This window comes from Skermanella pratensis (assembly GCF_008843145.1).
GTDB lineage: Bacteria > Pseudomonadota > Alphaproteobacteria > Azospirillales > Azospirillaceae > Skermanella > Skermanella pratensis.
This window is the reverse complement of the sequence record NZ_CP030265.1, coordinates 4,299,821-4,316,263: the sequence shown is the minus strand read 5'-3', so window position 1 is coordinate 4,316,263 and position 16,443 is coordinate 4,299,821. Positions and strand designations below refer to the sequence as shown.

Sequence of the window (16,443 nt, the reverse complement as noted above, 5' to 3'; positions counted from 1 at the left end):
CGTCCGGGTTCAGAACGACCCGAACATCGTGCCCAATGCGATGATCACGATCAGCGACGTCACCGGGATGACGACCGCGACCATCATGATGTCCACGTAGGACTGGCGGTGGGTAAGCTTGCAGATCGCCAGCAGCGTGATCACGGCGCCGTTGTGGGGCAGGGCGTCGAACCCGCCGGACGAGATCGAGGTGATCCGGTGCAGCAGTTCCGGGTTGATACCCGCGGCCTCGCCGAGTTGGGCATAGGTGCTGCCGAGCGTTTCCAGCGCGATGCTCATGCCGCCCGAGGCGGAACCGGTGACGCCGGCCAGCACGTTGACCGCGACCGCCAGCGAGATCAGCGGGTTGTCGGGCGACAGGTTGAGCACGAAGTCGCGCAGGATCGTGAAGGCCGCCAGGGACGCGATCACCGCGCCGTAGCCCACTTCCGACGCCGTGTTGAAGATCGGCAGCAGGGAACCCAGGCTGCCCTCGTTGATCGAGGTGGCGACCCGGTCGCGGAGCACCCGCCAATTGAGCGCCACCACGGCGACGCTGCTGACGATCAGGGCAATGATGATCGCCCAGGTGCCCTGGACCTTGGCGACGGTGGTGGCGCCGTATTCCGGTTCGGCCAGATAGCCGGTGTCCCAGGTCGGGATCAGAAAGTTCGTGAAGGTGTAGTTCAGCGCGATCACCATCACGATCGGCAGCACGGCGACCAGGATTCCGGGGGCGGCGACCTCGTCCCGGTCCAGGGCCATGGCGCCGGCGGAGCGGGCGCGCGGTTCCGGGCGCGGATCGTCGGGATGGTTGCCGTATCCCTCGCCGGCGGCATGGGCGCGGTGATGGCGCCAGCTCAGCCAGGCCGTGCCGCCGACCAGCATGATCGCGGCGGCCACCATGCCGAGGCCGGGGGCGGCGAAGGCGTCGGTGCCGAAATAGGGCATCGGGATCAGGTTCTGGATCGCCGGGGTGCCGGGCAGCGCCGTCATGGTGAAGGTGAAGGAGCCAAGCGCGATGGCGCCGGGGACCAGCCGCTTGGGGATCTGCGCCTCGCGGAACAGGGCCACGGCGATCGGATAGACCGCGAAGGCCACGACGAACAGCGAAACGCCGCCATAGGTCAGGATTCCGCAGGCCAGGACCACGGCCAGGATGGAGCGCTCCGCGCCCAGCTTCTCCACGATCCAGTGGGCGATGGTCCGCGCGGACCCGCTGTCGTCCATCAGCTTGCCGAACAGGGCGCCGAGCAGGAACAGCGGGAAATACGTGGTCACGAAGCGGCCCGCCGCCGACATGAAAACTTGGGTATATGTGGCCAGAAGCGGCAGATCGCCGGCGAAAAGAACGGCCATGGCGGCAAGCAAAGGCGCAAGCACGAGAACCGTGATGCCCCTGTATGCCAGATACATAAGCAATACTAGTGATAGTATGATGCCGAAAAGACCTACCATGGAGGTTTCCTCATGAAGCTTTTTGGCGGTTCTAACCGGTGCGTTGCAGCAAAGCAAACAACACCGAAGTTCGGCTTTTGATCATTTGGCGAGCGCTTATCCAAAGGGATTGTCTTTCAGCGCTGCCGCAGTTTCGCCGGATCGGGCGGATCGCAGTGACGATTCGGCCGCTAACATGTTGGATGCCATGGGAATAACGTTGGTGGAGGGCCGGCCGTGGCTACCGTCGATCATAGATTTCCTGTCCTGAGGCTGCTGGATATCGGCAAGCGGCAGGGAAGCGTGACGATTGAAGAATTCGACAGATTGCTCCCGATCGACAGCACCCACACCAGGGACGCCGACGAGGTGCTCGACACGCTTCGCAGCCGCGGGATCAGCATCGTCCTGGCACGATCACCGGCGGCGAACAGGGACTTCAACCTGCTGAACGACGAGCGGATCATCTACCCGCGCTAGCGCCGGGCATTCCGGGTGGCCGGACGGGGATCCGGAGAGTAACGGCCGTACCCCCGCGGGAGGTATGAGCAGCGGATCGTCATCCGGTTAACCTTGGGGGCAAACAGGAGCCGCCATGTCCCTCGCGCTACGCCATGCCATCCTCTGCGCCATCCTGCTGCTGGCGCCGGGCAGTGCCCTCGCTCAGGGCGTGATCCCTTACGACACCTACCGCGACGCCTATGGGGCGCCGAACCATACCGGAAACCTGACGCCCTTGCCGGACGACCGGTCGCTCCTGGGCCGGCCGCTCCTGGGCCAGCCGCTCCCGGGCCGGCCGCTCCCGGGATCGTCGTTGCCGCCGGCCGACCCTTTCTCCGAGCGGGTCCGCCCCGCGCGCGGCCACGGCGAGATCGCGGACATCGGCGCAGGCTTTTGGGAGTGGCGGTCCGACCGGCTGCGCCAGATGCGCGATCCCCCGGGGCGGACCGATACCGCGAGTCCCGGTTCCGGGAATCACTGAAATTCCGGTCGTGACCTCCCATATGGAGAGAAGCAGAAGAAACAGGCCCACAGAAGCAGGTCATGACCCAGAACAGAAAGCCCAGGCGCACCCAGGCGCTCATTGCCCTTGCCGCCGTCCTGACGCTCGTCGCGACATCGGTTGACGCCCGTCCTGGACGGAACAGCAACCTAGGCAGCCGGGGGGCCCGCACCTACGAAGCTCCCGCACCGACCAACACGGCCCCGCGCACGGCCGCGCCGATGGAGCGCTCGGCGACCGATCGCCCGACGGCGGGGCAACCCGGCGCGGCCGCCGGGCTTCAGCGTCCGGCAGCCCCCGCCAACCGCGGCTTCTTCGGCGGCCTCGCGGGTGGCCTGCTCGGTGCCGGCCTGACCGGCATGCTCCTCGGGGGCGGCTTCTTCGGCGGGCTCGGCGGCTTTGCGTCGATCCTCGGGTTCCTGCTCCAGGTGGCGCTGATCGGCGGGCTGATCTGGCTGGCGATCCGCTTCTTCAGGAGCCGCAACCAGCCGGCCTATGCCGGGGCCGGCAATTCCGGCGGTCGCGGCCCGTCGGGACAGGGGCCGTTGAACCGGAACGCCGCGCCGGGCGGATATGCCCGGACCGGCGCGGGTCTCGGCGGCGGCGCGGCGCGGGCAACGGCCAAGACGCCCAAGGGGGTTGACGGCATCGGGATCGGACCGGCCGACTACGAGGCGTTCGAGCGGTTGCTGCGCGACATCCAGACCGGCTACGGGCGCGAGGATCGGGCCGCCCTGCGCTCGCTGACCACGCCGGAGGTGGCGTCCTACTTCACCGAGGAACTGGACGCCAACGCGGCGCGCGGCGTCGTCAACCGCATCGAGGATGTCAGCCTGCTTCAGGGTGACCTTTCCGAGGCATGGCGCGAGGGAGCCGTCGACTACGCCACCGTCGCCATGCGCTACTCTCTGGTGGACTACACGGTCGATCGGGCGGGCGACTCCGTGGTGGACGGCGATCGCACCAAGCCGACCGAGGCCGTCGAGGTCTGGACCTTCCAGCGCCCCGCCGGCGGCGGCTGGGTTCTCTCGGCGATACAGCAGGCCTAAGGTCCGGCTTTCATACGCTTTTGGGCCGCCGGTCGAAGCTCCGGCGGCCTAAACCGCGTGACCCCGGGGACAAAGCGCCTTACGGTACTTCACGCCGGTCCCATGGGTACACCGGACGGTCCCCGTGTACTGTGGGTCGAACCAGGAGGGAAGTCGTGAGCAAATACGAGGAGCAAGCCTACCGGGTCGGCGGTGGGAAGCCCAATCCCAACGCCAAGCCCAACGTGCCGCTTCTGAAGAGCCAACTCGCCAGATTGAAGCACGATCTCGCACAGTTCATCGCCCGCAAGCCGGATGGCTCGGTGATCGCCCCCCTGAAGGAGCGCATCCGGGAAATGGAGGCGACCATCGCCAGCGCGGAGGCCGAGAACAAGCGGGAAAGGCAGTCCGCGCGCAATCCCGACGACGACGAGGATGGCGGCGCCCGCCAGGAAATCCGGTCCACGTCGAGCCGCTTCCCGCCCCGTGGCCGGCCCGGACGCTCCGGCTACTGAAACCCGCCTGCCGAAACCTTGTATCCCGAACGGGAACGCCCGCGCGTGGAACCACGCGCGGGCGTTCCTCTTGGAATCTCCCGAGGGACGTCAGAAGGTGACGACCGAACGGATCGACTTGCCTTCATGCATCAGGTCGAAGGTGTCGTTGATCTGCTCCAGCGGCACGACATGGGTGATCAGGTCGTCGATGTTGATCTTGCCGTCCATGTACCAGTCGACGATCTTCGGCACGTCGGTCCGTCCGCGCGCACCGCCGAAGGCGCTGCCCTTCCACACGCGGCCGGTGACCAACTGGAACGGCCGGGTCGAGATTTCGGCGCCCGAGGGGGCGACGCCGATGATGGTCGAGATGCCCCAGCCCTTGTGGCAGCACTCCAGTGCCTGGCGCATCGTGTGGATGTTGCCGATGCATTCGAAGCTGTAGTCGGCTCCGCCCTTGGTCAGGTCGACCAGGTAGGGGACGATGTCGCCCTCGACTTCCTTCGGGTTGACGAAATGGGTCATGCCGAACTTCTCGGCCATCTCGCGCCGCGCCGGGTTCAGGTCGACGCCGACGATCATGTTGGCCCCGACCATGCGGGCGCCCTGGATCACGTTCAACCCGATGCCGCCCAGGCCGAACACGACGACGTTGGCGCCGGGATGGACCTTGGCGGTCCAGATCACGGCGCCCAGGCCGGTCGTGACGCCGCAGCCGATGTAGCAGACCTTGTCGAACGGGGCGTCCTCGCGGATCTTGGCCAGCGCGATCTCAGGCGCCACGGTGTAGTTGGCGAAGGTCGAGGTGCCCATGTAGTGCCAGATCGGCTTGCCGTTCAGCGAGAACCGGCTGGTACCGTCCGGCATCACGCCGCGGCCCTGGGTTTCGCGGATCGCCTGGCACAGGTTGGTCCGCTGGCTAAGGCAGTATTCGCACTGGCGGCATTCCGGCGTGTAGAGCGGAATGACGTGGTCACCCTTCTTGAGGCTGGTGACGCCCGGGCCGACATCGACCACGATGCCGGCACCCTCGTGCCCGAGGATGCAGGGGAACTTGCCTTCGCTGTCGGCACCCGACAGCGTGTAGGCGTCGGTGTGGCAAACGCCGGTCGCCTTGATCTCGACCAGCACCTCGCCGGCACGAGGGCCTTCCAGCTGTACTGTCTCAATGCTGAGTGGTTTGCCGGCCTCGAAGGCCACGGCAGCACGTACGTCCATTATTATATCCCTCCCAACCGAGACATTTGTTCCTTTGTGCCGCGATCGTTGACCATTCGTCCGGTGAGGTCAATCGTCCAACCGTCTAATGCCTTGATTTAGCACGTTGGTGGTAACGAATGTGATCGGCGAACGAGGCCAGGAAGGTCTTGAGGAAGTCGGCAGTGCCCTGGTCGGTCAGCCGGCCCTCCGGATCGAACTTGGAGTTCGCCTGGCCGATCATCACCTCGGGCCGGTTCAGGACTAATCCGTTCAGATAGACGAAGAACTGGCGCAGATGGGTCTGTGCGCGGACCGTGCCGAGCACGCCGGGGCTGGCGCCCATGATCGCGATGGGCTTCGCGTCGAACGGCTGTTCCGGCGGCCGCGACGCCCAGTCTATCGCGTTCTTCAGCACCCCGGGGACCGAGTAATTGTACTCCGGAGTCGCGAACAGGATGCCATCGGCCGCCTTCAGGGCGTCGCGCAGCGCCTGGACCGGCGCCGGGTACCCGTTTTCGTTCCTGGTATCGTCGTTGTAGAGCGGAATGCCGGCGATGTCGAAGATCTCGACGGTGACGCCGGGTGGCGCCAGGTCGCGCGCGGCGCGCAGGGCGGCGGAGTTGAGCGAGCCTTTGCGCAGACTGCCGGAGATTCCGACGATATGCAGCGGCGTCTGTTGTTCGGTCATGTAAAGGCTCCTTGCAGAAATCTCGTAGGGCCCGATCCGATTACGGTCCGGAAACCATGGGAAGGGAACGCGGCGGACCGCGGAACGATCCACCGGCGCTGCGAACAAGATTGCCCCGATTCGCGCGTCTTGCCAGGGACGCCCCCAATGTAATCGGGCTCACAGCGCCGTGCGGCCCGGGCGGGTAATGTAGCGCCAACAATTCGGGAACGAAGGTTGACGGGGAGATCTTTCATGTCCGTTACGGAGGCCGGGCGTCACGATACGGCGCTACCGATGACGATGCCGACCTCAGCCGGGCCGCTGCCGGGGTACGGCTTGGCGAAGCGCCTGTTCGACATCGCTGTCGCGGTGATCCTGCTGGGCCTGCTGGCGCCGTTGCTGGCCTTGATCGGGCTGGCGGTGAGGCTTGAGTCCCGGGGGCCGGCCCTGTTCCGGCAACGGCGCTGCGGGGCCGGGGCAAGGACGTTCAGCGCGCTGAAGTTCCGCACCATGCATGCCGATGCGGAAGCCCGCCTGGACAGGCTGCTGGCGGCCGATCCGGTCCTGAGGTCGGAGTACCGGCGGCATCACAAGCTGCGGGACGATCCGCGGGTGACCCGGGTGGGCCGGATCCTCCGCCGTACCAGCCTGGACGAGTTGCCGCAGCTCTGGAACGTGCTGGCCGGCGACATGAGCCTGGTGGGGCCGCGCCCCTACATGCCCCACGAGCTGGCGGCGCATCCGGGGGCCCACGCCGCCATCGCCCGCGCCAAGCCCGGGATAACCGGCCTTTGGCAGGTCTCCGGGCGGCATCGCACGACTTTCGAGGATCGTCTCCGCCTCGACCTCGCCTATGTGGAAGGACGGTCGTTCCGGCAGGACATGGCGATCCTGCGGCGCACGATCACGGTGATCGTCCGGGCGGACGGCATCTGAGCGGGAATCCCGTCGCGGCGGCGCCGACACCGGCATGAGGAGAGGCAGACTAGCCGTGTTCATCGGGCTCCATCGTCGGTCTTACTGCCATGTCGTCTTGCCCCGACCCCGAAGTTTTCTTCGCAGATGCGGTATCTGATTTACCCTCGGCAGCCTGGTCTTTTCGACGAACGAGATGTTTGTCGCGGAACCGGGATCCACTATTATATTTATTGTCATGAGGATATCGAGAGCGGCCATAATCCTGTTATTCATATCCGGTGCCGGATCCGCGGTCGCCGACCCCCTGCGCGTGGAGGAGGTGGCTGCCGGGATCTTCGTCCATGCCGGGCTTCCGGAATATGCAGAACCGTCGAACGGCGGCGACGTGGCCAACATGGCGTTCGTCATCGGGACGCAATCGGTCGCGGTGATCGATACCGGCAACACGCCCGGCCTGGGCCGGGACCTGCGCGAGGCGATCCGGCAGCGCACCGACCTGCCGGTCCGGTTCGTGATCAGCACCCACATGCATCCGGACCACGTGTTCGGCAACGGCGCCTTCCTCGACGACCGCCCCGACTTCGTCGCCCATGTCAATTTCCAGGGCGCCCTGATGGCTCGCGCCGACACATACCAGCGGCGCCTGGAAGAGAGTTTCGGCGCGGAGGAGGCCGGCCGTGCCGTCCTGGTCCCTCCGACCGTCACGGTCGCGACCACCCACCGGATCGACCTGGGCGGCCGGAGCCTCGAACTGACGGCCCACCCGACCGGCCATACCAACAACGACCTGACGGTGTTCGATACCGCGACCGGCACGCTGTTCGCGGGCGACCTGGTCTTCCAGGAACGCCTGCCCACCGTCGACGGCAGCGGGCTCGGCTGGCTCCGGGTGCTCGATGCCCTGACCGCGCTGCCGGCCCGGCGGGTCGTGCCGGGCCATGGGCCGGCGTCGTCCCCCTGGCCGGCAGGGGCGGAAGACACCCGCCGCTACCTGACCACGCTGGTCGGGGACATCCGCGCCATCCAGAAGGACGGCGGCACCATCGACCGGGCCTCGGCCGAGGCGGCCGCGTCGGAATGGGGGCGCTGGCGCCTGTTCGACGAGGACAACCCCCGGAACGCGGTGACCGTGTTCGCCGAACTGGAGTGGGAATGAGAAACCTGATCGGAGGATCGCATCATGTCCGCACGAGCTTCGCGTCCGGCAACCCTGCTGGGATCGCTCCTGGCCGCCCTGCTGCTGGCCGGCGGCGCGGCGTCGGCCCAAACCCGGCCGAGCGACGCCAAACCTGACGACTACGCCCGCTGGGAGAGCGTCCGGGAAGTCTATTTTCCCGACCGGGAAATCGAGGACGGCAGCGCCTTCCTGACGCTGGACGCGCCTTACCGGGCGCAGGACGCGGCCCTCGTCCCGGTCACCATGAAGGCCACGGTCCCGGAGGATGCCGGGTGGTCGATCCGGACGCTGACCCTGCTGATCGACGGCAACCCCGTGCCGCTGGCCGGCAAGTTCCACCTGTTCGACGAACGCAAGGCGCTGGAGATCAGCACGCGTGTCCGGGTCAACGAATATACCCTGATCCATGCCGTGGCCGAGACCAGCGACGGCCGCCTGCTGAGCGCGGAACGCTACGTCAAGGCGGCGGGGGGCTGCTCGGCTCCGGCCATGAAGGACCCGCAGCAGGCCCTGGCCCGGCTGGGCAGGATGAAGCTGAACCTGCCGCAGTCGGTCCCGGCGGACGCGCCGGTGACGGCCCAGCTCCTGGTCAGCCATCCGAATCACAGCGGCATGCAGTTCGACCAGATCTCGCGTACCTACGTGCCGCCTTATTTCATCCGGTCGATCAAGGTCAGCTATGACGGCAAGCCCGTGATGGACGTGGAGACCGACATCTCGCTGAGCGAGGACCCCAGCCTGCACTTCACGTTCCAGCCCAAGGGCCCGGGGGAACTGGACGTCCGGGTGACCGACAGCAAGGACCAGGTCTATACCGGGGACTGGCAGGTCACGCCGCAGCCGGCGAGCTGAGCGTTCCGCCTGCCGGCGGGCTCACTGCGGGAAGCACTCCAAGTCGGCTTCCACCTGGGCCAGGCGGAAACGCTCCTGCAGGTCCTTGACCCAGCCGACGCTGCGGAACAGCAGCGCCCGCTCGCCCGGCTGGTCCTGCATCCTGCGGATGGTCTCCAGCTGCACGAAACTGTTGTAGGGGATCGTCTGGGCGATATGGTCGATGCTGCAGGAGCAGCGCTCCATGGCCTCCTGGGTCTGCCCGTTCGTCGCCATGCAGCCGATCACGTAATCGACCCGCGCGGATGTCGGGTAGTCATGGGGGTCGGTGGTGGGGTTGGCGGCGGGACCGGCCGTCTGGGCGTTGGCTCCGCCGATGGAGAGTGCCGTCGCCAGCACGATGATCGCAGCCTTCATCTGAAGGTCCTCCCGTTTATTTACCTCGATTATACCAGTATAGGCGCCATCGGCGCAGTCGTCCGTTCGTGATGAAACGATCTGTCCAGTGTTGATGATTGGTGACGAAACCGATCGGGGCGGGACCCCTCGGGAATCAACAATAAACCTGGAGGATGTTCATGAAAGTGACGAAGGTTTCCATGGCCGCCGCCGTGCTGGCGATGACCCTGGGGAGCGCATCGATCGCTGTCGCTCAGCAGACCAATCCCAACGAAACCCTGATGCAGGAGCGGCAGGGCGCCATGGGCGACCAGCAGCAGCCCGCGAAGCCTGCCGACCAGTCGGGCAACCTGTCCGGCAGCGACGCCGGCAGCGCCGAAAGCGAGGCCAAGGCGGCGACCGGGGGCGGCACCGAAGGCAGCCTCCAGTTCGGTCCGAAGGACGACGATTCCAACTCGCTCGCGGCCCAGCGCCAGGGCGCCATCGGAACCCAGGAGCGTCCGCCGGAACCGACCCCGCAGGGAGGGGCCAAGCAGTAGCCCGGAGAGCCGGCTGCGCCCCGTCCTCATCGGGGCGCACGCTCCTCCCGGGGGGCCGCTCCTTGGGGGGCGATCCGGTGTTCCACCAGCCATTCCATGCCGCGCAGCCAAGCGCGGTCGTTGTCGCCCCGGATGTCGGCGGTGCCTCGGGCGACCACCTTGCCGTCGGCGAGGTCGCGCACGACGATGTCCATGCTGAGGATCAGTGTGCTGATCTTGTTGACCTTGCCCATCACCGCCACCCGGCCGCCCATGTCCCGCGCGATGTCCAGCAGGCATCGTTCGCAGGACAGGTGATCGTCGATCCGGTCGGCCGCGGGCGCCAGGTCGAGCGGGGCATAGAGGCCGGTCTCGGCCAGTTCGCGGCGCAGCGCCTCGGTCGTCGCCCGGATTCTCTGCTCCTGGGCCGGCGACCGTCCCTCGCCGCTGGTGTCGATCAGCTCGATTTCGAAGACCGCGGCGGGCAGGGGAGCCGCGACCGCAGGAAAGGCTGCCGTCAACAGTGCGATCAGCAGCGGAATCAGCCGTGGCATCGGTGTATGCTTCCTTTGAAAACGATCAAGAATGAAGAGCGACCAGAGGGAGAGACATGCGTCTTCGGAATTCCGTACAGAAGAGCCTGAAAGCCGCCCTGCTCGGGGCGAGTCTCGCCGCGATGCCGGCCGCCGCGGCGCATGCCCAGCCGCGGGTGGAGACCCCTGGCGACTGGCCCTGCGTCCAGGTCTTCGTGCCCACTCTCTCGGCCGCGACTATCTGGGCCGGCCCGCCGGTCGAGGATTACCTCAAGACGTGGCCGGACGACCGGGAGGTCGCCTCCCTGGCGACGCGGGTCGTCTCCCGCGCAGTTCCGGACGACGAGGCCAATGCCGCCGTCGACCGGTTCGCCGAGAGCATCCAGGGCAACCGCAGCGAGACGCTGACGCTTCTGTTCGCCGGCGTCTTCGACGAGGCAAATCGATTGCGGAGCCGGGCGGTCGACGCCATCCGCAAGTTCGACCGGGCGCAGAAAGGCATGCTCGCCGGCATGACGAAGACGGTCGGCGAACTGGACAAGGCTCGTGCCGCGGAGCCTAGGGACGAGGCGCGCATCCGCGAACTCGGCGAGCAACTGGCGTGGCAGCGCCGGATCGTCGAGGAGCGCCAGCGCTCGCTTGGCGCCCTGTGCGAGCAGCCCGTCATCGTCGAGCGGCGGGTGGGACAGCTCGCCCGGACCATCGCGAACCACATGGAGTGACGTCACCCTACGGGGACTCGTCTGGCTCGGGCCGGTTGGACTCGGGCCGGTTGGACTCGGGCCTTACCGGTTCGAGCGGCAATCCCGCCGCGGCCCAGCCGCCGGCCCCCTCGGGGTAGTATTGGACGGCACCGTAACCGTACCGGACGGCGCGGAGCGCCGCGTTCCAGGACATCCAGCACTCCGGTTCGCAGAAGAAGACGATCGGCCGGCCGCGGTCGCCTTGGGTCAGGCGTTCCAGACTGTCCCGGAAGTACCGATCCATATCGTCCGCCAGGACGCCGTACCCGACATTGGGCAGCCAGACCGCGCCGGGGATGGTCCCGCGCGTCTTGGGCATCCAGACGGCGTCGGGGGGGAGCATGGCCGGGCGGGGCGGGGCGGGGTAGACGTCGATCAGCACGGCCTCGCCCGATTTCGCCATCGCCTGAACCCGCTCGGTTCCGACGGTGGCGGCACCGGGGACCGAGTCCGGCGTGGGCGCCCGGTAGTCCGACATCCTGAAGTCAACCGCCCTGGAATCCGTCGCGGCAGACTCTGCCGCGACGGCCGGCGGAGAAAACACCGCCGCCGCGACCAGCGCGGCGGCGACGGCCCGCCTGATCACCGGGCGACGGCGGCGGACTGGAGTTGACCGTTCGCGGTCAGTAGCGGGATGTGGTACTGGGCCAGCACGGCGTCGATGTCGGGCTGGCGCCGCTGGATGAAGTCGTTCAGCCAGTGCTTCCACTCCGGCTCTTCGATGCGGATGCCCATGGTGATCGGAAACTCCACGCGGGTCCCGTGTTCGCCGACCAGCGGCACGACCGTCAGCTTGGTCGGCTGCTGCGCCGCGAAGTAGCCCGCGATCGGACCCCAGATCACCGTCGCGTCGATCTTGCCCGACGAGACGTCCTCGACCGCCCGGCGCGCCGGGTTGTCGACCCGGGTATCGACATCGAGCTGATAGGGCTCCAGGTTGTTGATCCGGTTCATGGTGGCGAGCGTGGCGCCCGGCGTCTGGGCGACCACGCCCATGCGCATGTCGCGCAGCGCCGGATCGTTCATCGCCGTGATCTTCGCCCCGGAATTCTCCCGGTACACCAGGGTGTAGACCGACCGATAATAGGGGTTGGTGTTCTGCATCAGACCCTCGCCCGAGGCCGCTCCCATGACGATGTCGCACTTGCGCGCGCGGAGCGTGTTGCGGACGAAGCCGATGGTCTGAGGCCACCAGGTATAGACGACGGGAACGCCAAGCTCCTCGCCGATCATCGCTGCGATCTTGTTCTCGAATCCTTCCAGCCTGTCATTGGAGAAGGGCAGGAGGTTCGGGTCTGCGCAGACCCGAAGGGCGTCGCGCTTCGGCAGTTCGACGGCCGAGGCCGTGCCGGCCGCCACGAGGGCGGCGGCGACCAGCATCGAGATTCGTGCCAGCATGTCAGATCTCCGTGACGGCAGCGTCACTACTGGGTGCGTTACTTCTTGATGCGTTCGGGGCGGCCGCGGTCGATCTTTCCGTCGGACCGGGCCTTCAGGTAGCCGTAGATGTCCGCGACGTGGAGCATGACGTTCTGATCGGTCCCGAACGACGGCATGACGCGCTGGCCGCTGGCTCCGCTCTCCTGCTTCCCGTTCGCGATGATCTCGGCGAACTGGTCGTAGTCCAGCCTCTTGACCGACTCCACCAGGGCCGGGGCGAAGGAGCCGCCCAGGCCGTCGGGGCCGTGGCAGACGTGGCAGGAGGAGTGATAGCGCCGAAATCCGTTGTAGGTTCCCTGGTCGACCTTCCCGTCCTCGACGATGTAGGGCCTCTCGTAGGGATCCGTTTCGGCGTCCTGGGCGTGTGGAGTTCCGGCTGCGAGGAAAAAGAAAGCGGCGCCGGCAGTCGCGACCCGCGTCAGGAAAGACAGGTTCATGGCGTTCTATGTCCAGTGAAACGAGCCGGTGTTTCCGCTCCTCGCGGAACGGAAACACCGGGAGTATTGGCGATCTTCGGTCTCGGCGCGTCGGACGATCAGTCCGGCAGCGTGAAGACGGTCAGCACGCCGCCCAGGTTGGTGTACTGGCCGAGCGAGGCATGCGCGCCGACGGCGCCCAGGCCCGCTTGCGGGTCGTTCAGGCCCGCCGCCAGACCGATGCCGGCCCAACCGCCGATGCCCGAAAGCACCGCGATGTGCTGCTTGCCGTCGGCCACGAAGGTGTTGACGTTGCCGATGATGCCCGACGGGGTCTTGAAGCGGTAAAGCTCCTTGCCGTCCTTCATGTCGACCGCCACCAGGAAGCCTTCGAGCGTGCCGTAGAACGCGACGCCGCCCTTGGTCGTCAGCGCGCCGCTCCAAACCGCGAACGCCTCGGGCTTCGACCAGACGATTTTGCCCTCGGCCGCGTCATAGGCGATGAAGTTGCCCATGCCGCCGTGCGAGTTCGGGGCCGGATACATCGACAGCGTGGCACCCACGTAAGGCTGGCCGGCGCTGTAGGCGACCTCGAACGGCTCGTAGTCCATGCAGATGTGGTTGGTCGGCACGTAGAACAGGCCGGTGTCCGGCGAGAACGACGCCGGCTGCTGGTCCTTGGTTCCCAGCGCCGCCGGGCAGATGCCCTCGGAGTTGGTGTCCGGACCATTGGCGAAGGTGCTGTACCTCTCGTCCACGGCCGGGCGGCCGGTCTTCATGTCGACGTGGGTCGCCCAGTTGACGGTCGGGTCGTACTTCTCTGCCACGAGCAGTTCGCCGGTCACGCGGTCGAGCGTGTAGACGAAGCCGTTGCGGTCGAAGTTGACCAGGGCCTTGACCGGCTTGCCCTTGACGGACATGTCCACGAGGATGTTCTCGTTGACGCCGTCATAGTCCCACTCGTCGAACGGGGTCTTCTGGAACACCCACTTGACCTCGCCAGTGTCGGCGTCGCGGGCGAAGATCGACATCGACCACTTGTTGTCGCTGCCTTCGCGCTTGCCGTCCTTGGCGCGCTGGGCCGGGTTCCAGGTGCCCGGGTTGCCGGTGCCGTAATATATGAGGTTCAACTCGGGATCGTAGGTGTACCAGCCCCAAGTGGTGCCGCCGCCGATCTTCCACTCGTCGCCGTTCCAGGTCGACACGCCCAGATCCCGGTCGCCGATCGGCTTGCCGAGCATGGTGGTCTTCTGCGGGTCGATCATGACGTCGGCGTCGGGACCGGTCGAGTAGGCCCGCCAGATCTGCTTGCCGTCCTTGATGTCGTATGCGGTCAGGTGACCGCGGACGCCGAACTCGCCGCCGGAGATGCCGACGAAGATCTTGTCCTTGACGACCACCGGGTTGGCGGTCAGCGTCTCGCCCTTGGTATGGTCGCCGTTCTTGACCTTCCAGACTTCCTCGCCGGTCTTGGCGTCGAGCGCCACGAGCGTGTTGTCGGCCTGGGCCAGGAAGATCTTGCCGTCGGCATAGGTCACGCCGCGGTTGACGGTGTCGCAGCACATCACCGGGATCACGTTGGGATCCTGGCGCGGCTCGTACTTCCACAAGATCTTGCCCTTCTCGGCGATCGAGAGGGCAAAGACGAGGTTGGGGAAGGGCGTGTGGATGTACATGACGTCGCCGATGACCAGCGGGCCGCCTTCGTGGCCGCGCAGGACGCCGGTGGAGAAGCTCCAGTCGACCCGCAGGTTCTTGACGTTTTCAGTATTGATCTGATCCAACGGGCTGTAGCGCTTGCCGGAATAGTCGCCGAGCTGCATTGCCCAGTTGTTCGGGTCGCTCTGCAGCTTCATCACTTCGTCGTTGGCGTATGCCGTTCCCGCGGTGATAAGGGCAACCGTGGTCAGCAGGATTTTCATCCGCCGCATATTTGTCTCCTCCCGAGTTCGTTGTCTTCGACGCAACCGACTTTGTGATCGCTCGGCACTCCCTCGCCGAACGATTTTTCTGCCTCCGTGGTAATGGGCAGGTTTTTAGAAGATCACCGTAGCCCCTCTCTAAGAGGCCGACAATAAGACTTTAGAAGGCACTGGCTGAGATGCCCCTAAAGCGTTGAAACTGCGTGCAACTATCGCTCTAGAGTAAGATCTTTTGATGGGTTGTCGGCACATTAGTTCGTACTAAAAGGCGAATGAAACTAAGTTTTAGCAAACTTATTGCGGCGTTTCCTCTGCGATGCAGCATTTTTCTTCGGCAGTGCAGCATGAAAACTTTCGCGAGAAACAAAATGTCCAGGCGAATCGCCGGAAGCGAATCGAAGAACGGGGTGGCACTGGCCGTCCGTGAAACCGTTCACAGTTTCATCACGCGACCCGGCCGATGATTTCCCGCACGGAACCCCGGTCCGGCTTCCACGTAATGAGCCAAGTTGAGAGGTTCGAATGATTGAGTTGGTTCTGCTCGTCTGCCTCGCGTCCGATCCTACCAAGTGCCACAAGGAATGGCCGCCCTTCGAATCAAGCCAGATGAGCATGCATGCCTGCATGTTCGAAGGCCAGCGCCTCGCCGTCCGGTGGGCGGACGAGCATCCCAAGTACCGTGTCCGCAAGTGGAGTTGCGGCCTGACCGGGTCCTGAACAACAGCACTCTCGAAGGTTCGGGAAATTTTCGCTAATGTCACCGGCGCGGACCGATCGCCGCCACGCCGGAGGACGCGATGACCTTGATCGACATCGGCAGGGATTTTTCCCTGGTTACGGGTGGCCGCCACCGCAGCGGCGGTCCCCACAGCGCCGAGGCGTTCCGTGACGACCTGCTGGTCCCGGCCCTGCGGCAAGGGGGCACCGTGGTGCTGAGAATAGGCGGACCATCCTATTCCATGGCTTGGCTTCATGAAGTTTTCGCCACCCTCGACACCGCAGGTTTCTCCCGCGAAGATCTGGCCCGCCGTATCGTCATAGAAGCGGGTGGAGAATATCGCCGGACGAAACTGGCAATCGAATCCTACATCCTCGGGCTGCCTTATCCCTCCGACTCTCTGGAATAAAATCCTTTCATCGTTGAGCCGCCCCTTGGCTCCGGACGAACTCGCGGTTATAGTGAACAAATAGAGAACATCTGTTTGAAAACTATGGCTCGGGGGCGAATCCATGTGGGAGGACAAGGCGTTCCTGGGCAGCCTGCTGGGCGGCGCGCTGGGCGGCGCGATGCTCACGGCGCTGACCAACACCGCGTTGAACCGCATGGGCCTGCGCAGCGGCGACCTTTCGGCGCGGATCGACGACCTCTGCCGCGACATCGAGCGCTTCGCGGACGCGGGCGTGCGCACCTGGAGCCTGCCGGCCGCCGGCCTCGGCGCGGAGGGAATCCGCCTGCGCGCCGAGATCCTCGGCCTGCAGCGCCGGATCGAGTTGTGGCTGGACCTGCTCGACCGCGAGAGCTGGGTGTTCCGGTTCGACGCGGATTCCGACCTGATCGGCCTATTCGAAGCGGTCAGCGGCGGCGACTTCACCGAATCCGGGCGCGCCGCCGACCCTTTCCGCTGCCAGGATATCCAGCGCCGGGCAGCCGGGCTGGTGGTCACGGTCCGGCGCTCCCGCCGGACCCTGCTGCATGGGCTTTTCTGAGCCGCCTATCGTCCTAAATCGTTGT

Annotated in this window: 21 protein-coding genes; 12 read left to right on the top strand and 9 right to left on the bottom strand. The window is 66.0% G+C overall.

Going from position 1 to position 16,443, the window contains the following annotated elements; translation table 11 throughout:
• Positions 1–9: 9 nt before the first annotated feature.
• Positions 10–1,338, bottom strand: coding sequence for a GntP family permease (locus DPR14_RS19845; RefSeq protein WP_343038665.1), 1,329 nt, complete (start codon positions 1,336–1,338; stop codon positions 10–12).
• 315 nt (positions 1,339–1,653) lie between these two features.
• Between DPR14_RS19845 and DPR14_RS19840 the strand changes: the two genes are divergently transcribed.
• From DPR14_RS19840 to DPR14_RS19825, 4 genes are all read left to right on the top strand, one after another.
• Entirely contained in the window at positions 1,654–1,896 is a 243-nt protein-coding gene (locus DPR14_RS19840; RefSeq protein ID WP_158046697.1) for an RNA polymerase sigma factor region1.1 domain-containing protein, read from the top strand.
• 115 nt (positions 1,897–2,011) lie between these two features.
• Complete coding sequence (locus tag DPR14_RS19835; RefSeq protein WP_158046696.1) at positions 2,012–2,398, top strand: hypothetical protein; 387 nt, start codon at positions 2,012–2,014, stop codon at positions 2,396–2,398.
• Between the two features lie 62 nt (positions 2,399–2,460).
• Positions 2,461–3,468: a Tim44 domain-containing protein gene (locus DPR14_RS19830; protein WP_158046695.1), complete on the top strand. Its 1,008-nt coding sequence runs from the start codon at positions 2,461–2,463 to the stop codon at positions 3,466–3,468.
• Between the two features lie 155 nt (positions 3,469–3,623).
• Positions 3,624–3,962: a Gas vesicle protein V gene (locus tag DPR14_RS19825; RefSeq protein WP_158046694.1), complete on the top strand. Its 339-nt coding sequence runs from the start codon at positions 3,624–3,626 to the stop codon at positions 3,960–3,962.
• A gap of 90 nt (positions 3,963–4,052) precedes the next feature.
• On the opposite strand, the gene DPR14_RS19820 is transcribed toward DPR14_RS19825, so the two are convergent.
• Together DPR14_RS19820 and DPR14_RS19815 are read right to left on the bottom strand one after the other, a co-directional pair.
• The gene (locus DPR14_RS19820; protein WP_158046693.1) at positions 4,053–5,162 is read right to left on the bottom strand and encodes an S-(hydroxymethyl)glutathione dehydrogenase/class III alcohol dehydrogenase; all 1,110 of its coding nucleotides are present in this window, start codon (positions 5,160–5,162) and stop codon (positions 4,053–4,055) included.
• 85 nt (positions 5,163–5,247) lie between these two features.
• Entirely contained in the window at positions 5,248–5,832 is a 585-nt protein-coding gene (locus DPR14_RS19815; protein ID WP_158046692.1) for an NADPH-dependent FMN reductase, read from the bottom strand.
• Positions 5,833–6,066: 234 nt separating this feature from the next.
• On the opposite strand from DPR14_RS19815, the gene DPR14_RS19810 reads away from it, so the two are divergent.
• The 3 genes from DPR14_RS19810 to DPR14_RS19800 all read left to right on the top strand — a co-directional run bounded on the left by DPR14_RS19810 (position 6,067) and on the right by DPR14_RS19800 (position 8,761).
• Positions 6,067–6,750: a sugar transferase gene (locus DPR14_RS19810; RefSeq protein ID WP_158046691.1), complete on the top strand. Its 684-nt coding sequence runs from the start codon at positions 6,067–6,069 to the stop codon at positions 6,748–6,750.
• A 301-nt stretch (positions 6,751–7,051) separates the two neighbouring features.
• The gene (locus DPR14_RS19805; RefSeq protein ID WP_246148360.1) at positions 7,052–7,888 is read left to right on the top strand and encodes a quinoprotein relay system zinc metallohydrolase 2; all 837 of its coding nucleotides are present in this window, start codon (positions 7,052–7,054) and stop codon (positions 7,886–7,888) included.
• Positions 7,889–7,912: 24 nt separating this feature from the next.
• On the top strand, positions 7,913–8,761 hold the full coding sequence (locus tag DPR14_RS19800) for a quinoprotein dehydrogenase-associated SoxYZ-like carrier (protein WP_158046689.1): 849 nt from the start codon (positions 7,913–7,915) through the stop codon (positions 8,759–8,761).
• Positions 8,762–8,782: 21 nt separating this feature from the next.
• Here DPR14_RS19800 and DPR14_RS19795 read toward each other — a convergent pair whose 3' ends face one another.
• Positions 8,783–9,157 carry a hypothetical protein gene (locus DPR14_RS19795; protein WP_158046688.1) on the bottom strand — a complete coding sequence of 125 codons (375 nt, stop codon included), beginning with the start codon at positions 9,155–9,157 and terminating at the stop codon, positions 8,783–8,785.
• Between the two features lie 161 nt (positions 9,158–9,318).
• On the opposite strand from DPR14_RS19795, the gene DPR14_RS19790 reads away from it, so the two are divergent.
• Positions 9,319–9,678: a hypothetical protein gene (locus DPR14_RS19790; protein WP_158046687.1), complete on the top strand. Its 360-nt coding sequence runs from the start codon at positions 9,319–9,321 to the stop codon at positions 9,676–9,678.
• Between the two features lie 26 nt (positions 9,679–9,704).
• On the opposite strand, the gene DPR14_RS19785 is transcribed toward DPR14_RS19790, so the two are convergent.
• A complete protein-coding gene (locus DPR14_RS19785; protein ID WP_158046686.1) occupies positions 9,705–10,211 on the bottom strand; it encodes a DUF3280 domain-containing protein in 507 nt (168 codons plus the stop codon).
• 56 nt (positions 10,212–10,267) lie between these two features.
• On the opposite strand from DPR14_RS19785, the gene DPR14_RS27505 reads away from it, so the two are divergent.
• Positions 10,268–10,912: a hypothetical protein gene (locus tag DPR14_RS27505; protein WP_192499041.1), complete on the top strand. Its 645-nt coding sequence runs from the start codon at positions 10,268–10,270 to the stop codon at positions 10,910–10,912.
• Between the two features lie 7 nt (positions 10,913–10,919).
• Here DPR14_RS27505 and DPR14_RS19775 read toward each other — a convergent pair whose 3' ends face one another.
• From DPR14_RS19775 to DPR14_RS19760, 4 genes are all read right to left on the bottom strand, one after another.
• A complete protein-coding gene (locus DPR14_RS19775; RefSeq protein ID WP_246148358.1) occupies positions 10,920–11,411 on the bottom strand; it encodes a rhodanese-like domain-containing protein in 492 nt (163 codons plus the stop codon).
• Positions 11,412–11,515: 104 nt separating this feature from the next.
• On the bottom strand, positions 11,516–12,331 hold the full coding sequence (locus tag DPR14_RS19770) for a quinoprotein dehydrogenase-associated putative ABC transporter substrate-binding protein (RefSeq protein WP_158046683.1): 816 nt from the start codon (positions 12,329–12,331) through the stop codon (positions 11,516–11,518).
• A gap of 38 nt (positions 12,332–12,369) precedes the next feature.
• Positions 12,370–12,810, bottom strand: a complete 441-nt coding sequence (locus DPR14_RS19765; protein WP_158046682.1) for a c-type cytochrome — start codon at positions 12,808–12,810, stop codon at positions 12,370–12,372.
• A gap of 98 nt (positions 12,811–12,908) precedes the next feature.
• The gene (locus DPR14_RS19760; protein ID WP_246148356.1) at positions 12,909–14,720 is read right to left on the bottom strand and encodes a methanol/ethanol family PQQ-dependent dehydrogenase; all 1,812 of its coding nucleotides are present in this window, start codon (positions 14,718–14,720) and stop codon (positions 12,909–12,911) included.
• A gap of 513 nt (positions 14,721–15,233) precedes the next feature.
• Here DPR14_RS19760 and DPR14_RS19755 point away from each other — a divergent pair.
• The 3 genes from DPR14_RS19755 to DPR14_RS19745 all read left to right on the top strand — a co-directional run bounded on the left by DPR14_RS19755 (position 15,234) and on the right by DPR14_RS19745 (position 16,418).
• Entirely contained in the window at positions 15,234–15,428 is a 195-nt protein-coding gene (locus tag DPR14_RS19755; RefSeq protein ID WP_158046681.1) for a hypothetical protein, read from the top strand.
• 80 nt (positions 15,429–15,508) lie between these two features.
• Positions 15,509–15,838, top strand: a complete 330-nt coding sequence (locus DPR14_RS19750) for a hypothetical protein (protein ID WP_158046680.1) — start codon at positions 15,509–15,511, stop codon at positions 15,836–15,838.
• A 103-nt stretch (positions 15,839–15,941) separates the two neighbouring features.
• Positions 15,942–16,418: a hypothetical protein gene (locus DPR14_RS19745; protein WP_158046679.1), complete on the top strand. Its 477-nt coding sequence runs from the start codon at positions 15,942–15,944 to the stop codon at positions 16,416–16,418.
• The last annotated feature ends 25 nt before the right edge of the window (positions 16,419–16,443 follow it).

Excerpts from the sequence above, each read along its gene's own strand:
- DPR14_RS19845 (WP_343038665.1), bottom strand. The coding sequence starts at position 1,338 with ATGGCCGTTCTTTTCGCCGGCGATCTGCCGCTTCTGGCCACATATACC.
- DPR14_RS19835 (WP_158046696.1), top strand. The coding sequence starts at position 2,012 with ATGTCCCTCGCGCTACGCCATGCCATCCTCTGCGCCATCCTGCTGCTG.
- DPR14_RS19830 (WP_158046695.1), top strand. The coding sequence starts at position 2,461 with ATGACCCAGAACAGAAAGCCCAGGCGCACCCAGGCGCTCATTGCCCTT.
- DPR14_RS19820 (WP_158046693.1), bottom strand. The coding sequence starts at position 5,162 with ATGGACGTACGTGCTGCCGTGGCCTTCGAGGCCGGCAAACCACTCAGC.
- DPR14_RS19815 (WP_158046692.1), bottom strand. The coding sequence starts at position 5,832 with ATGACCGAACAACAGACGCCGCTGCATATCGTCGGAATCTCCGGCAGT.
- DPR14_RS19810 (WP_158046691.1), top strand. The coding sequence starts at position 6,067 with ATGTCCGTTACGGAGGCCGGGCGTCACGATACGGCGCTACCGATGACG.
- DPR14_RS19800 (WP_158046689.1), top strand. The coding sequence starts at position 7,913 with ATGTCCGCACGAGCTTCGCGTCCGGCAACCCTGCTGGGATCGCTCCTG.
- DPR14_RS19795 (WP_158046688.1), bottom strand. The coding sequence starts at position 9,157 with ATGAAGGCTGCGATCATCGTGCTGGCGACGGCACTCTCCATCGGCGGA.
- DPR14_RS19790 (WP_158046687.1), top strand. The coding sequence starts at position 9,319 with ATGAAAGTGACGAAGGTTTCCATGGCCGCCGCCGTGCTGGCGATGACC.
- DPR14_RS19785 (WP_158046686.1), bottom strand. The coding sequence starts at position 10,211 with ATGCCACGGCTGATTCCGCTGCTGATCGCACTGTTGACGGCAGCCTTT.
- DPR14_RS27505 (WP_192499041.1), top strand. The coding sequence starts at position 10,268 with ATGCGTCTTCGGAATTCCGTACAGAAGAGCCTGAAAGCCGCCCTGCTC.
- DPR14_RS19775 (WP_246148358.1), bottom strand. The coding sequence starts at position 11,411 with ATGTCGGACTACCGGGCGCCCACGCCGGACTCGGTCCCCGGTGCCGCC.
- DPR14_RS19770 (WP_158046683.1), bottom strand. The coding sequence starts at position 12,331 with ATGCTGGCACGAATCTCGATGCTGGTCGCCGCCGCCCTCGTGGCGGCC.
- DPR14_RS19765 (WP_158046682.1), bottom strand. The coding sequence starts at position 12,810 with ATGAACCTGTCTTTCCTGACGCGGGTCGCGACTGCCGGCGCCGCTTTC.
- DPR14_RS19760 (WP_246148356.1), bottom strand. The coding sequence starts at position 14,720 with ATGCGGCGGATGAAAATCCTGCTGACCACGGTTGCCCTTATCACCGCG.
- DPR14_RS19755 (WP_158046681.1), top strand. The coding sequence starts at position 15,234 with ATGATTGAGTTGGTTCTGCTCGTCTGCCTCGCGTCCGATCCTACCAAG.
- DPR14_RS19750 (WP_158046680.1), top strand. The coding sequence starts at position 15,509 with ATGACCTTGATCGACATCGGCAGGGATTTTTCCCTGGTTACGGGTGGC.
- DPR14_RS19745 (WP_158046679.1), top strand. The coding sequence starts at position 15,942 with ATGTGGGAGGACAAGGCGTTCCTGGGCAGCCTGCTGGGCGGCGCGCTG.